The 12,651-nt window shown below is 71.9% G+C and carries 14 protein-coding genes; 9 read left to right on the top strand and 5 right to left on the bottom strand.

Annotation, left to right across the window (positions count from 1 at the left end; translation table 11 throughout):
- Nucleotides 1-2: 2 nt before the first annotated feature.
- Together Aiant_RS27215 and Aiant_RS27210 are read right to left on the bottom strand one after the other, a co-directional pair.
- Entirely contained in the window at nt 3-1,058 is a 1,056-nt protein-coding gene (locus Aiant_RS27215) for an efflux RND transporter periplasmic adaptor subunit (RefSeq protein ID WP_189329661.1), read from the bottom strand.
- Nucleotides 1,055-1,618: a hypothetical protein gene (locus Aiant_RS27210; protein ID WP_189329660.1), complete on the bottom strand. Its 564-nt coding sequence runs from the start codon at nt 1,616-1,618 to the stop codon at nt 1,055-1,057. Before Aiant_RS27210 ends, Aiant_RS27215 begins: the two co-directional genes overlap by 4 nt.
- Before the next feature lie 124 nt (nt 1,619-1,742).
- On the opposite strand from Aiant_RS27210, the gene Aiant_RS27205 reads away from it, so the two are divergent.
- The 3 genes from Aiant_RS27205 (at nt 1,743) to serA (ending at nt 5,007) form a co-directional block, all read left to right on the top strand.
- Nucleotides 1,743-2,399, top strand: a complete 657-nt coding sequence (locus Aiant_RS27205) for a response regulator transcription factor (RefSeq protein WP_189329659.1) — start codon at nt 1,743-1,745, stop codon at nt 2,397-2,399.
- Nucleotides 2,399-3,505, top strand: coding sequence for a sensor histidine kinase (locus tag Aiant_RS27200; protein WP_229829913.1), 1,107 nt, complete (start codon nt 2,399-2,401; stop codon nt 3,503-3,505). Before Aiant_RS27205 ends, Aiant_RS27200 begins: the two co-directional genes overlap by 1 nt.
- Before the next feature lie 272 nt (nt 3,506-3,777).
- The gene (gene serA, locus Aiant_RS27195; protein WP_268248700.1) at nt 3,778-5,007 is read left to right on the top strand and encodes a phosphoglycerate dehydrogenase; all 1,230 of its coding nucleotides are present in this window, start codon (nt 3,778-3,780) and stop codon (nt 5,005-5,007) included.
- Between the two features lie 21 nt (nt 5,008-5,028).
- Here serA and Aiant_RS27190 read toward each other — a convergent pair whose 3' ends face one another.
- Both Aiant_RS27190 and Aiant_RS27185 read right to left on the bottom strand, forming a co-directional pair.
- Nucleotides 5,029-6,396 carry a hypothetical protein gene (locus Aiant_RS27190; RefSeq protein ID WP_189329657.1) on the bottom strand — a complete coding sequence of 456 codons (1,368 nt, stop codon included), beginning with the start codon at nt 6,394-6,396 and terminating at the stop codon, nt 5,029-5,031.
- 102 nt (nt 6,397-6,498) lie between these two features.
- Nucleotides 6,499-7,158, bottom strand: a complete 660-nt coding sequence (locus Aiant_RS27185; protein ID WP_189329656.1) for a response regulator — start codon at nt 7,156-7,158, stop codon at nt 6,499-6,501.
- A 214-nt stretch (nt 7,159-7,372) separates the two neighbouring features.
- Between Aiant_RS27185 and Aiant_RS27180 the strand changes: the two genes are divergently transcribed.
- From Aiant_RS27180 to Aiant_RS27160, 5 genes are all read left to right on the top strand, one after another.
- The gene (locus Aiant_RS27180) at nt 7,373-7,861 is read left to right on the top strand and encodes an AfsR/SARP family transcriptional regulator (protein ID WP_189329655.1); all 489 of its coding nucleotides are present in this window, start codon (nt 7,373-7,375) and stop codon (nt 7,859-7,861) included.
- A 32-nt stretch (nt 7,862-7,893) separates the two neighbouring features.
- Nucleotides 7,894-8,493, top strand: coding sequence for a class I SAM-dependent methyltransferase (locus Aiant_RS27175; RefSeq protein ID WP_189329654.1), 600 nt, complete (start codon nt 7,894-7,896; stop codon nt 8,491-8,493).
- A gap of 42 nt (nt 8,494-8,535) precedes the next feature.
- Complete coding sequence (locus Aiant_RS27170; protein ID WP_229829912.1) at nt 8,536-9,054, top strand: MarR family winged helix-turn-helix transcriptional regulator; 519 nt, start codon at nt 8,536-8,538, stop codon at nt 9,052-9,054.
- Nucleotides 9,051-10,763, top strand: coding sequence for an MDR family MFS transporter (locus Aiant_RS27165; protein ID WP_189329653.1), 1,713 nt, complete (start codon nt 9,051-9,053; stop codon nt 10,761-10,763). The genes Aiant_RS27170 and Aiant_RS27165 overlap by 4 nt, the downstream gene beginning before the upstream one ends.
- A gap of 70 nt (nt 10,764-10,833) precedes the next feature.
- Nucleotides 10,834-11,145, top strand: coding sequence for an antibiotic biosynthesis monooxygenase family protein (locus Aiant_RS27160; RefSeq protein ID WP_189329652.1), 312 nt, complete (start codon nt 10,834-10,836; stop codon nt 11,143-11,145).
- A 65-nt stretch (nt 11,146-11,210) separates the two neighbouring features.
- Here Aiant_RS27160 and Aiant_RS27155 read toward each other — a convergent pair whose 3' ends face one another.
- The gene (locus tag Aiant_RS27155; protein ID WP_189329651.1) at nt 11,211-12,050 is read right to left on the bottom strand and encodes a GAF and ANTAR domain-containing protein; all 840 of its coding nucleotides are present in this window, start codon (nt 12,048-12,050) and stop codon (nt 11,211-11,213) included.
- A gap of 387 nt (nt 12,051-12,437) precedes the next feature.
- Here Aiant_RS27155 and Aiant_RS27150 point away from each other — a divergent pair, with 387 nt between their 5' ends.
- Nucleotides 12,438-12,644: a hypothetical protein gene (locus Aiant_RS27150; RefSeq protein ID WP_189329650.1), complete on the top strand. Its 207-nt coding sequence runs from the start codon at nt 12,438-12,440 to the stop codon at nt 12,642-12,644.
- Nucleotides 12,645-12,651: the final 7 nt, after the last annotated feature.

Raw genomic sequence — 12,651 nt, 5'->3', positions numbered from 1 at the left:
GCTCACGTCGGGACACCCACCTTCATGCCCTCGGTGAGGCCGCCGCCGGAGACCTCGACCTGCCCGTCGGCGAACAGGCCGGTCCGCACCGCCACGATCCTGGTGGTGCCGCCGTCGACGACCTGGAGGCCGTACCCGCCCTCGGCGAGCGCCAGCAGCGCGTTGACCGGCACGGTCAGCACGTCCTTGGCCTGCGAGGCGACGAAGAGCACGGTCACCGCCGCCTGGTTCAGCCCGGCGGGCGTTTTGTCGAAGGTGATCGTGACGTTGACCTTGGTGGTGTCCTCCTCGCCGGGGTTGTCCGCCGTCTCCACGGTGGTCTCCACGTCGGTGATCCGGCCCGGGACCACGGTGCCGTCCGGCAGGGTGACCTCGACCTTGGCGCCGTTCTTGGCCAGCCGCTGGTCGTCGACGTCCAGCTGGACGGTGGCGACCCGGCCGGTGTCGCTGACCTGCAGCAGCTCGGCGCCCTGCTGGGCGGCGCCGCCGGGCTCGACGGTGTGCGAGGCGATCCGCACCGCCCGGGGCTTGAAGACCACCCGGCCCAGCTCGACCGTGCCGGTCTCGTCCAGGCCGAGGTCGTCCTGCCACTCCTCGACCGCGTCGGCGGTCGCCGAGGTGTACTCGTCGTCGACGGTGAAGCCCCGGTAGCCCAGTGCCCAGAGGTTCTTCTCCAGTTGCTTGACGTCGGTGCCCTCGTCGCCGGAGGAGAGCGAGCGGTAGGCGGGCATCGTGCCGTACATCAGCAGCACCGGCTTGTTGTCCACCTTGTACAGCGGCTTGCCGCGCCGGACGGTGGCGCCGGCCGCGGGCATCCAGGTGACGGTGCCGCTGAGGCTCGCGGCGAGCGCCGTCGTGTCGCCGTACCCGAGGGCCCCGTCGTGGCTCTCCTTGTCGACGAGCGTCTGCTTGGTCACCTCGGCGGTCGCGGCCGGCGGGCTGCTGCCGGCCTGTGCCGGCGTATTGCCGTCCGGCAGCCCCCCGACCAGCACGAACGCGGCCGCTCCCCCGGCCGCCAGGACACCGGCCACCGCTGCTGTCGTCCACCTGCGGTTCACGCGTTGCCTCCCCCGTCGCTGCCGGTGTCGGTGCCTTTGTCGCGGGGACCCGGCATGAACTGTTCGCACTTCTTCTCGGCCGCCTTGAAGGTGGGCGACTCGGGATCGATGCCGAGCTTCTTGTCGATGCCGATGCCGCCGTCCGGGTTCGGGTCCGGGAAGTTGGGGACGCCGTTCTCCCGCATGCACTTGGCCATCTGCCGGATCTTCTCCATGTCCTCGGCGTTCGGCTTCTCACCGGTCGCGCGGTCCGGCGCCCACTGCTTGCAGGCCTGCTGAGCGGCCTCGAAGTCCTCCGGCTTGACGTTCCGGGGAAGCTTGAGGGTCTGCCGGCCCTCGACCGGATCGGGGAACCAGGTCATGCCGTGCTCGCGCATGCACTTCGCGAATTTGACCGGGGCGTCCGGGTCGTCGGAGGGTGTCGCCGACGCAGTCGGCTTCCCGTCCGGTCCCGCGCTCTGCGCGGTGGCCACCGTCGGATCGGCCCCGGCGCCCTTCCCGCAGCCGGTCAGCGCCACGGCGAACATCAGGCCCGCCGCCAGCATCGTCGCCTTCCTCATCGTCGTCTCCTTCGCCGGCGGCCGTCCGGCCGCCACCCACCGAAGTAGAGCGATGCCGGGGTTTCCCCGGCGTCACGAAAAACGATGACGCCGAGTTGACAGCGGGCCGGGTCAAGATGGACGCATGCGGATCCTGGTGGTCGAGGACGAACCGCTGCTGGCCGACGCGGTGGCGCAGGGCCTGCGGCACGAGGCGCACGCGGTGGACGTCGTCTACGACGGCGGCTCCGCCCTGGAGCGCATCGATGTGAACGACTACGACGTGGTGGTGCTGGACCGGGACGTGCCGGTGGTGCACGGCGACAAGGTGTGCCAGGTGCTGGCCGAGCGCAACGCCGACATCCGGGTGCTGATGCTGACCGCGGCGGCCGGCATCGACGACCGGGTCACCGGCCTGTCCCTGGGCGCCGACGACTACCTGCCGAAACCGTTCGCGTTCCGGGAGCTGTCGGCCCGGGTCGCGGCGCTCGGCCGCCGGTCCCGGCCGGCCGCGCCGCCGGTGCTGCGCCGGGCCGGGATCAGCCTGGATCCGTACCGCCGCGAGGTGCACCGCGACGGGCGGTACGTGCCGCTGTCCCGCAAGGAGTTCGCGGTGCTCGCCGAGCTGCTGCGGGCGGACGGCACCGCGGTCTCCGCGGAGACCCTGCTGGAGAAGGCGTGGGACGAGAACGCCGATCCGTTCACGCACGCCGTGCGGATGACCATCCTGAAGCTCCGCCGCAAGCTGGGCGACCCGCCGGTGGTGCTGACCGAGCCGGGAGTGGGGTACCGGATCCGATGATGCTCACCGTGCGAGCCCGGCTCACCCTGATCTACGGCGGCCTGTTCGTGCTGGCCGGTCTGGTTCTGCTCGGCGCCACCTACGTGCTGGTCGGCCGGGACGCCATGGTGGCCGGCGAGCAGCGCGCCCAGGCGGTGATCGGCCCGGACGGGCAGCCGGCCACCCTCAACACCATCGTGCGGGACGCCCGGGCGGACACCATGCACGCGCTGCTCACCCAGGGTGCGATCGCCCTGGCCGTGGTGTGCGCCGCGACGATCGCGCTGGGCTGGCTGATCGCCGGCCGGATGTTGCAGCCGCTGCACCAGATCACCGCGACCGCCCGGCGGATCGCCGAGTCACCGGCCGCCGACCGCGGCCTGCACGAGCGGATCGCCATGACGGGCGCGGAGGACGAGGTCAAACAGCTGGCCGACACGTTCGACGTGATGCTGGCCCGGCTGGACCACTCGTTCGACGGGCAGCGCCGGTTCATCGCCAGCGCGTCGCACGAGCTGCGCACCCCGCTCACGCTGAACCGGACGCTGCTGGAGGTGGCGCTCACGCCGGAGACCGCGTCACCGGAGGTACGCCAGCTCGGCGCCACCCTGCTGGCGATCAACGACCGGCACAGCCGGCTGATCGACGGGCTGCTGCTGCTGGCCCGCTCGGATCGCGAGGTGACCGAACGGTCGTACGTCGATCTCGCCGACATCGTCGACCACGTGGCCGTCGCGGACACCGTCAAGGTGGTGGCCGAGCCCCGCGAGGCGGCCGTGCTCGGCGACCCGGTGCTGCTGGAACGCCTGGTGCAGAACCTCGTGGAGAACGGTGTCCGGCACAACGTGCCGGAGAACGGCTGGGTCCGGGTGTACACCGTGACCCGGCCGGACGGCTGGGTCGAGCTCCGGGTGCAGAACTCCGGCCCGGTCATCCCCCGTTACGAGGTGCCCGGCCTGTTCGAGCCGTTCCACCGCTACCGCAGCGAGCGCCTGGTCTCGCCGGGCGCCGGGCTGGGCCTGTCCATCGTCCGGGCGGTCGCCCGGGCGCACGGCGGCGACGTCCGCGCCGACGCCCGCGACGAGGGCGGCCTCGACGTCATCGTGCTGCTGCCCCGAGCGCCGTAACCGCCCGGAGCAACCCGACCGGCGGGAAAATCCGTTTCCCGCCGGGTTTCGCGCTGCCACGATCCGGATCGCGCGTTGCACAACGGCGGGGAGGCGGTGAACCGGCGCGGCCGCCCCGGCCGTAACCCACCGCGACAGCACGCCGGAAGGCCCGGCAACCGCCCGGTTGTTGGGACCTCACCCACACCGCACCGGCCGGCGCCGCCGAGGGGACTAGGCTTGACGCCTTGTGAACTGGGCTTCGGCGTGGCGGCCCGGGCGGTCTACCGAACATGGAACGGAAGATGATGATCGACCAGGCCAAGGTGCGAGTCCTGCTGTTGGAGAGCATCCATCCCGATGCGGTGTCCCGGCTCGAGGAGGACGGCTTCGCTGTCGAGTCCGTGGCGAGCGCGCTGGACGAGGCCGAGCTGATCGAGCGCATCTCCGGAGTGCATCTGCTCGGCATCCGCTCGAAGACCAAGGTCACCGCGAAGGTGCTGGAGGCCGCCGACAGCCTGGTGGCGATCGGCGCGTTCTGCATCGGGACCGACCAGATCGACCTGACCACCGCGTCGACCTCGGGCATCGCGGTCTTCAACGCCCCGTTCTCCAACACCCGCTCGGTGGTGGAGCTGGCGATCGCCGAGATCATCGCGATGACCCGCCGGCTCACCGAGAAGAACGCGCTGATGCACCAGGGTGTCTGGGACAAGTCGGCGGACGGCGCGCACGAGATCCGCGGCCGCCGCCTCGGCATCATCGGGTACGGCAACATCGGCACCCAGCTCTCCGTCCTCGCGGAGAACCTCGGCATGTCGGTCTCGTTCTACGACACCGCCGACAAGCTGGCGCTGAGCAACGCGCACCGCTGCGCCAGCCTGGACGAGCTGCTGGAGACCAGCGACATCGTCACCCTGCACGTCGACGGCCGCCCGGGCAACGCCGGTTTCTTCGGCGCCGAGCAGTTCGCCAAGATGCGCCCGGGCAGCCTGTTCCTCAACCTGTCCCGCGGCATCGTCGTCGACCACCTGGCGCTGCGCGACGCGCTGAAGAGCGGCCACCTGGCCGGCGCCGCCGTCGACGTCTTCCCGCAGGAGCCGAAAGGCCGTGGCGACGAGTTCCTCTCCGAGCTGCGCGGCCTGCCGAACGTGATTCTCACCCCGCACATCGGCGGTTCGACCGAGGAGGCGCAGTCCGACATCGGCGGCTTCGTGGCGAACAAGCTGGCCAAGTTCCTCACCGAGGGCAACACCACGCTGAGTGTGAACCTGCCCGGCGTGGTCCTGCCCGAGCAGCCCGGCCTGCACCGCATCGTGCACGTGCACATCAACACCCCGGGCGTGCTGGCCCAGGTCAACCGGATCCTGGCCGAGCACAACGTGAACGTCGAGGGCCAGCTGCTGAGCACCCGCGGTGAGTACGGCTACCTGATCACCGACATCGGCAAGGGTTACAGCGACGAGGTCCTGGAGCAGCTGCGCGCCATGGACCAGACGGTCCGCCTGCGCGTGCTGTCCTGATCCGCGTCCCCGCCTCGGGGGTCACCCGGCTTCCACGTTCAGCAGGGTGATCTTCGAGGCGGCGTCGACGTCGTACCGCCCGGCGGCGTCCCAGTTCTTCGGCGTCAGCGTCGACCCGGGCGCGACGTCCCGCAGCGTCCGGGACCCGGCCGTGACGGTGGCCGCCCCGCCGCCGACCTTGACCCGGATCGGGCTGCCGACCGGCGCCTTCAGGGTCAGCTCGTCGACCCCGCCGGTGATCTTCACGGGCACCGTGCCGGAGGGCACCGACAGGGCCATCACCGCCCGCCGGGTCCCGCCGACCATCTCGATCCCGGTCACCTGCCCCTTGCCGAGGTCCACGTCGCGTTCGGCCGCGTACCCGGAGAAGCGCAGGGTCCAGCGCACCGACTGGGCGAGCACCACGTCCACCTCACCGTCCGCGCCGTCGCCCTGCCGGGTCACCTGCAGGCGTACCCCGGTCTCGTCGAGCTGCGGGCTGGGCCGCAGCGGCGAGTCGTCCGGGGTGCTGATCCGGAACAGGTCGTCACCGATGTCGGCGACCGTCACCCGCACCCGGTCGCTGGCCGCCAGCATCTCGAAGGACGCCGTGGTCCGGCCGTTGAGCGGCGCGGTCACCAGCCGGGACCCGGCGGCGGCGCCGTCCCCGCCGAGATTGAGCATCTGGGTGACCTTGGAGTCCGGCCCGGAGTAGAACACCACCCCGGTCAGCGCGATCACCAGCACGGCGGCCACGCCGAGCACCGCCATGCCCGTGGTGACCAGCCGGGACCCGCGCCGCCGCGGTGGCGGCGGCGCCGGCCGCGGCCGGGCGGGCGGAGCATCGGCCGGCGCGGGCGGCAGCGAGGGGATCGGATCGAGCGTGCTGGCCCAGTTGTTCGTCTCCCAGGACGGCAGCGACGTCCACGGCCCGGCGGCGGGCGAGCCCTGCGAGGTGGGCGAGGCCGGCGAGGTGGGCGCGGCGTCGGCGGCCCGGCGCCGGACCACCGGCAGCCCGCCGGACGCGGATGCGGACTCGGCGGCCGGCCAGGCGTCGGCATCGGCGTCGTCCCGCCCGCCCAGCGGCCGGTTGCCGCTGATCGGCCCGGCGGTGAAGCCGAACGACGCGCGTCCCGGGCCACCCGGTGAGGCGGGCCCGTACTCGGGTGGGTCGACCGGCGCGGCAGCCGGAGCAGGAGAGGGTGCCGTGACCGGGCCGGGGGAGGCCGGCGAGCCGGCGGCGGCCGGCGGGTCGGGCGGCGCGGGCGCGTCCCCGAACCAGCTGGTGCCCTCCGTGGAGTCCGGCTGCGGTTGCCGGTACAGCCGTTCCCCACGCCGCCGCTGCGGCAGCTGTCCCGACGGCTCACCTGCCGACTCCGGCGTTGCGCCGTCGGCGACGGTACGGTCCACGGCCGATGTCCTCTCCCCTGCGACGTCGTCACTCGACGCCCGCAAGGCAATACGGATCGCAGCCCTCCGCAGATGAACCGGATCGACGTGTGATCGGCGAATTTACCGCCCGACAGGCCGGACCAGCCCGCGGCGAGTGGCGATCGCCACTGCCTCGAGCTGGCTGTGCGCGCCGAGCTTGGCGAGCACCGCCTTCTGGTACCCCCGGCAGGTGTGCACGCTGATGCCCAGCCGGCGGGCCACCGCCCGGGCGTCCAAACCGGCCGCCATCAGCTGCAACACCTCGTCCTCACGCGCCGTGAGCCCGCTGCTCGCCCGGGTGACGGTGGCCGGGCTGGTGCTGCGCAGCAGCCGGGCCATGATGTCGGTGGAGACGGTCATCCCGCCGTCGTGCGCGGTGCGCAGTGCGTTCAGCACCTCGGCCAGCGCGCCGTTCTTGGAGATGAAGCCGGCCGCGCCGAACGTGGTGGCCCGGCTGATCAGACCCGGGTCCTCGCGGGCAGTGAGGATCACCACACGGACGTCCGGCTGGCGCACCCGGATGAGCTGCGCGATCGCGATGCCGTCCGCATCGGACAGTTCCGGATCGAGGAGGATGACGTCCGGTGACAGCTCGGACGCGAGGTGCAACGCCTCCGCACCGGTCCGCGCGTGCCCCACCCAGCACAGGTCCGGCTGCCCTGCCAGGGCATGTCCGAGCAGCTCAGCAAAGGTCTGGTGACCGTCGACGACGAGCACTCGGATCGCCTCGCCGTTTCCCATGCGTGCACCATCCTCTGTCCAGCGGTTCGGCCCGATGGGCCCCGCGCAGTCTAAGGACTACCCACCACCATGCCCGCCCTACCAACAGGCGGCCGTTGTGCCACGAGGACGCCAGGGTGCCACCCGAGCGGCCGCTGTAACCAGTCTTTCGGCCGAGGGCACCCCCCGCATTGGGGCTTGCCGCTACCGGGGGCCGACGACACGATTTTGCATCATGTACGAGATTCAGCTCTTCGGCCGCATCGAGGTCCGCACCCGTGGCATCCGCCTCGGACGCGACGACTTCGGCGGCGACCGCCCGCGTCAGTTGCTCGCCCTCCTGGCGCTGCACGGCGAGCTGTCGCTTGTGGAGCTGTCCGACCTGGTCGGCGCCCCGTCCGCGACCGTGCGGGCGGATCTCAAGGTGCTGCGTGAGGCCCTGGAGCCGGGCGTGCGCGGCCGCGACTCGGTGGTCGTCGGCCGCTTCGGGCGTTACCACCTGGACACCGAGCGTGTCCGGGTCGACGTGCACACCTTCGACCAGCTGATCACGGCCGCCGAGGGCCGTTCGCCGGAGCGCGCCGCCCGCCCGCTGACCGCGGCCGCCTTCCTGGCCGCCCGCCCGCTGCTCGAGGACGAGGACGCCCCGTGGGCCGCCGAGCTGCGCGCGGAGTATCGCGCCCGGCTGCTGATGGCGAACCCGCCGGTCACGGCGTGCGTCTGAGATAGCGGCGGCCCGAGGGGGACAATCGCGAGGTGCTCGACGCCTCGACAGCCCTGCTCCCGGTCCCGCTGGCCCCGGAGATCTCCCTCCACCTGGTCGACGCCCCGGTCGGCCTCTTCGACCTGACCGGCGGCGAGTTCCGCAGTGACGTCCCGCCGCCGTTCTGGGCGTTCGTCTGGGCCGGCGGCCAGGCGCTGGCCCGCTACCTGCTGGACCACCCGGACGAGGCGGCCGGCCGGCGGGTGCTGGACCTGGCCACCGGCTCCGGGGTGGCCGCGATCGCCGCCGCCCGCTGCGGCGCCGCGCGGGTCGCCGCCACCGACATCGATCCGGACGCGGTCGCCGCGGCGCATCGCAACGCGGCCGCCAACGGCGTCACCCTCGCCGAGCCGATGGAGCTCCCCGAGCTGGTGCTGGCCGGCGACGTCTTCTACAGCCCCGCGGTCGCCCCGCAGATCACCGGGCAACTGCGCGCCTTCCGGCGGAACGGGGCGTCGGTGCTGGTTGGCGACCCCGGGCGTGGGTACTTCCCGGAACGACTCTTCGAGCTGATCACCGAATACGTGGTGCCGGTCCCGGAGAGCCTGGAGGACACCGGCGAGCTGCGCACCGGCGTCTGGCGCATGCGCTGACCCTGATGCGTTCATCACGCAACAACTTGTACGCTACACGTATTGTCCCCACACCTTGAGGACGGCAATCACGTGCACGAGGAGCAGAACGCCACGGCCGGCGTGTCGCGGTTGTCGGAGGAAATCATCCGGTTGATCCGGATGGGGCCGCGATTCCGAGGCATGCTCAAGACCGGAGACCTCGGCGCCGAGTTCTCCGCGTTGATGCTGCTGTTGCCGTTGCGTGCGATGGGCCCGATGCGGGTGACCGACCTCGCCGATCTGAAACAGGCCGACCCGTCGACGATCAGCCGGCAGGTCGCCCAGCTCGTCAAGGCCGGCCTGGCCCGCCGCGAGGCCGATCCGGCGGACGGCCGGGCCTCCCGGCTGGCCGTCACCGAGGACGGCGTGGCGGCCTGCGAGCGCCTGCGCACCGCCCGGACCGCCCTGCTGGAACGGGCGCTGAGCGATTGGCCGGCCGCACGGGTCGACACGTTCGCCCAGCTCTTCGAAGAATTCAACAGCTCCGTCGAGGCGCTGCTGCGCACCGACCTCGGCGCACCACCACGGGAGAACGCGTGAGCCACCCCAGCCCCCCGGCCGAGAAATCGACCGGGGAATTCACCCACCGGCAGATCCTCACGATCCTCGTCGGTCTGATGATGGGCATGTTCCTCGCTGCCCTGGATCAGACGATCATGGCCACGGCGACCCGGACCATCGCCGACGACCTGAAGGGCTTCGACCTCCAGGCCTGGGCCACCACGGCGTTCCTGATCACCTCGACCATCTCGACGCCGCTGTACGGCAAGCTGTCCGACATCTACGGCCGCCGGCCGTTCTTCCTGTTCGCGATCGGCATCTTCATCGTCGGCTCGTTCCTCTGCGGCCTCTCGCAGAACATGTACGAGCTCGCCGCGTTCCGCGCGGTCCAGGGCATCGGCGCCGGTGGCCTGATGTCGCTCGCCCTGGCGATCATCGGGGACATCGTGCCGCCCCGCGAGCGCGCCAAGTACCAGGGCTTCTTCCTGGCCGTCTTCGGCACCGCGAGCGTACTCGGCCCGATCCTGGGCGGTTTCTTCGCCGGCGCCGACCAGATCCTCTGGGTGGACGGCTGGCGCTGGGTCTTCTACCTGAACGTGCCGATCGGTCTCGCCGCGATGGCCGTGGTGGCCAAGGTGCTGCACCTGCCGCACACCCGGGTCAACCACCGCATCGACTGGCCGGGCGCGGTCGCCCTGATCGTCGGCCTGGTGCCGCTGCTGACCGTCGCCGAGCAGGGCCGCGCCTGGGGCTGGGACTCCGGCCGCTCGATCGCCTGCTACGTCATCGGCGCCCTCGGCCTGATCGCCTTCGTCGTCGCCGAGCGGGCCTACAAGGACGAGGCGCTGCTCCCGCTGCGCCTGTTCGGCAACCGGACCGTCGCGGTCGGCACCGGCGCCAGCACCATCCTCGGCGTCGCGATGTTCGGCGGCCTGATGACCGTCCCGCTGTACCTGCAGATCGTCAAGGGCTCCTCGGCCACCATGGCCGGCCTCCAGATGATCCCGTTCGTGTTCGGCATCATGGCCGGCTCGATCGTCTCCGGTCAGCTGATCGCCAAGACCGGCCGCTACCGGATCTTCCCGATCGTCGGCAGCACCTTCATGGTCCTCGCGCTCGGCCTGTTCTCGCTGATCAGCGCGGACACCCCGCTGTGGCGCACCATGCTGGTCATGGTGCTGATGGGCCTCGGCCTGGGCGGCAACATGCAGCCGATGATCACCGCGGTGCAGAACGCGGTCTCCCCGCGGGAGATCGGCGTCGCCACCGGTGCGGTCACGTTCTTCCGCTCGATGGGCGGCACGCTGGGCACCGCGGTCTTCCTGTCGGTGCTGTTCAACGTGCTGCCCGGCAACATCAGCGACGCCTACGCCGACGCCGGCAAGAACGACCCGGCGTTCCAGGCCGCGGCCCAGGCCCACCCGGACCAGGTGCAGCAGCTCCAGGGCGCGATGCAGCAGTCGCTCAGCGACACCTCGGTGCTGAACAAGTTCGCCGACGGGCTGACCCACCCGTTCAAGGTCGGCTTCTCCGACAGCGTGCACATCGTGTACCTGATGGCGTTCTTCATCATGCTGGTCGGCCTGGTGCTGGTCTTCTTCCTGCCGGAGATCCCGCTCTCCATGCGGTCCGCGCAGCAGGCCCGCGCCGAGGACGCCGCGCAGGCGGAGCAGAACGCCGCGGCCGTCGCCGACGGCGACCAGAACCAGGCGGAGGTCAAGGCGGGCAGCGACAGCCCGGGCCGCTGACCCGATTGCTACGGTACGGACGGCCACGCGCGCCGTCCGTACCCGTCGCACACGGGCTAGCGTGAACCGCATGGCTGTTGTGAAGATCAACGCGATTGAGGTCCCCGAGGGCGCCGGCCCCGAGTTGGAGAAACGCTTCGCCGCCCGGCAGGGCGCGGTGGAGAACGAGCCCGGCTTCCTCGCCTTCGAACTGCTCCGCCCGGTCGCCGGCGACAACCGCTACTTCGTCTACACGAAGTGGGAGTCGGAGGAGGCGTTCCAGAACTGGTCGCAGGGCAGCGCCCGGGCGGCCCACGCCGGCGAGCGCGCCAAGCCGGTCGCCTCCGGCGCCAGCCTTCTCGAATTCGAAGTCGTCCAGCAGGTCACCAAGCCCGCCTCCTGAACGTCACCGGCCGATCGGCCACCCGGCGAGCCGCGGCGCACCCGCGCCCGGCTCGCCGCCCGCGCTCAGGAGCCGGCGTCGCGGTCCCGGGTGGCGGCCGCGACCAGCCGCTCGGCGACCGCCAGCTGGTCCAGGCCAAGACGCTGGGCGCTGTCCCGCAGGATCCGGTGGGCCTCCTGCACCCCGCAGCCGCGCTGCGCGATGATCACTCCGACCGCCCGGTCCACGGCGGCCCCCTCGGTCAGCGCCTCCCGCCGGTGCAGCTCGCCGAGCAGCACCTCGGCCTGCCCGGCCACCGCCATCGCGGTCAGCAGCAGATCCGGACCGATCGCGCCGGGCCGCCCCAGGCAGATGCTGAGCGCCCCCACCGCCGCCCGCCGGACGTCCAGCGGAATCGCCGCGACCGCACCGATCCCGTCCCCCCGGGCCGCGGCGGCCAGCTCCGGCCACCGTTCGTCGGTCCCCAGATCGTCCGTGGTGACCAGACTGCGGGTGCGGGCGGCTTCCAGCCCGGGACCGCTGCCACCGGCGTACTGAAGGCGATCTGACGTCTCCCCGGCGGACCCGGCGGCCGCGACCGTCACCGGGCCGCCCTCACTGATCAGCGCGACCGCGCAGCGGGTCGCGCCGGGCAGCGCGCCGGCGATCAGCGAGGCCAGCCGGTCGAGCGCCTGCTGGAGCGTGTCGGCGGTCAGCAGGCGGGCGGTGACCTCGTGCAACAGCCCGGCCAGCTCGACCGGGTGCGGGCCGCCGGCGCCGAGCAGATCGGCGCTGCCGTGCCGGGGACGGCCACCGGCGACGAGCCGCCGGGCCTGGCCGGGTGCGGTCGCGCCACCGAGGGTGGTGCGCCGGCGGGACCGGGTGCCGCGCTGTGCGGCCGGTACGCGACGTTGCGGTACTGACACTCGACGGATACTGCCATGTCGATCCGCCGAAAGCCCGATGCGGTGCCCCGATCGGGGGGTGTTGTCCGTTTAAACCCTCTGTGCCGGGAACGCTCAAAATCGCCTGGCCGGGAAACCGGCCGGGAAAACAGTGCGGCCCCCGGCGAACCGGGGGCCGTACGAAGAAGATGCCGGTGTGCAGGTCGCCTCGCGGCGAGTGGCTCAGCACGGCTCCAGCCGAACGGTATTCCGTGCAGGCGATGGGTGAGGCCCGGGGACACTGGGCACACCGGCATCCGTTCACAACCTTCGGCAGCCGGCCATGATTCCGACAGCGGTTGTGACCTGGCTTACACGCCCGGCGGGGCCGGACGTTTGCCCGCCACCGCCGCGGGTAACCGTGCCGCCGTGACCGATGAACTCACCGGGGACGACTCCCGCCTGACCACCTTCCTCGACGAGGCGTACCGCGCCGAGGAGCGGATAAGCAGCGGCGACCTGCAGCGCCGGGCGATCGCCGAGGATCTGCCGGCCACCCTGCTGACTCGGATCGACGCGCTGCCGGAGGGCGAGTATCTGCAGGACGAGGCCGAGGAGGCGCTGCGCGTACGCTGATCGGGTC

Origin of the sequence: Actinoplanes ianthinogenes, from assembly GCF_018324205.1 — a bacterium.
Classification (GTDB): Bacteria; Actinomycetota; Actinomycetes; order Mycobacteriales; family Micromonosporaceae; genus Actinoplanes; species Actinoplanes ianthinogenes.
Note: the sequence above shows the minus strand (reverse complement) of the source record. Positions and strands in the feature narration are given on the sequence as shown.

What these genes read in the sequence shown, in the direction of transcription:
- Aiant_RS27210 (WP_189329660.1), bottom strand. Translation starts at nt 1,618, where the DNA reads ATGAGGAAGGCGACGATGCTGGCGGCGGGCCTGATGTTCGCCGTGGCG.
- Aiant_RS27205 (WP_189329659.1), top strand. Translation starts at nt 1,743, where the DNA reads ATGCGGATCCTGGTGGTCGAGGACGAACCGCTGCTGGCCGACGCGGTG.
- Aiant_RS27200 (WP_229829913.1), top strand. Translation starts at nt 2,399, where the DNA reads ATGCTCACCGTGCGAGCCCGGCTCACCCTGATCTACGGCGGCCTGTTC.
- serA (WP_268248700.1), top strand. Translation starts at nt 3,778, where the DNA reads ATGGAACGGAAGATGATGATCGACCAGGCCAAGGTGCGAGTCCTGCTG.
- Aiant_RS27185 (WP_189329656.1), bottom strand. Translation starts at nt 7,158, where the DNA reads ATGGGAAACGGCGAGGCGATCCGAGTGCTCGTCGTCGACGGTCACCAG.
- Aiant_RS27180 (WP_189329655.1), top strand. Translation starts at nt 7,373, where the DNA reads ATGTACGAGATTCAGCTCTTCGGCCGCATCGAGGTCCGCACCCGTGGC.
- Aiant_RS27160 (WP_189329652.1), top strand. Translation starts at nt 10,834, where the DNA reads ATGGCTGTTGTGAAGATCAACGCGATTGAGGTCCCCGAGGGCGCCGGC.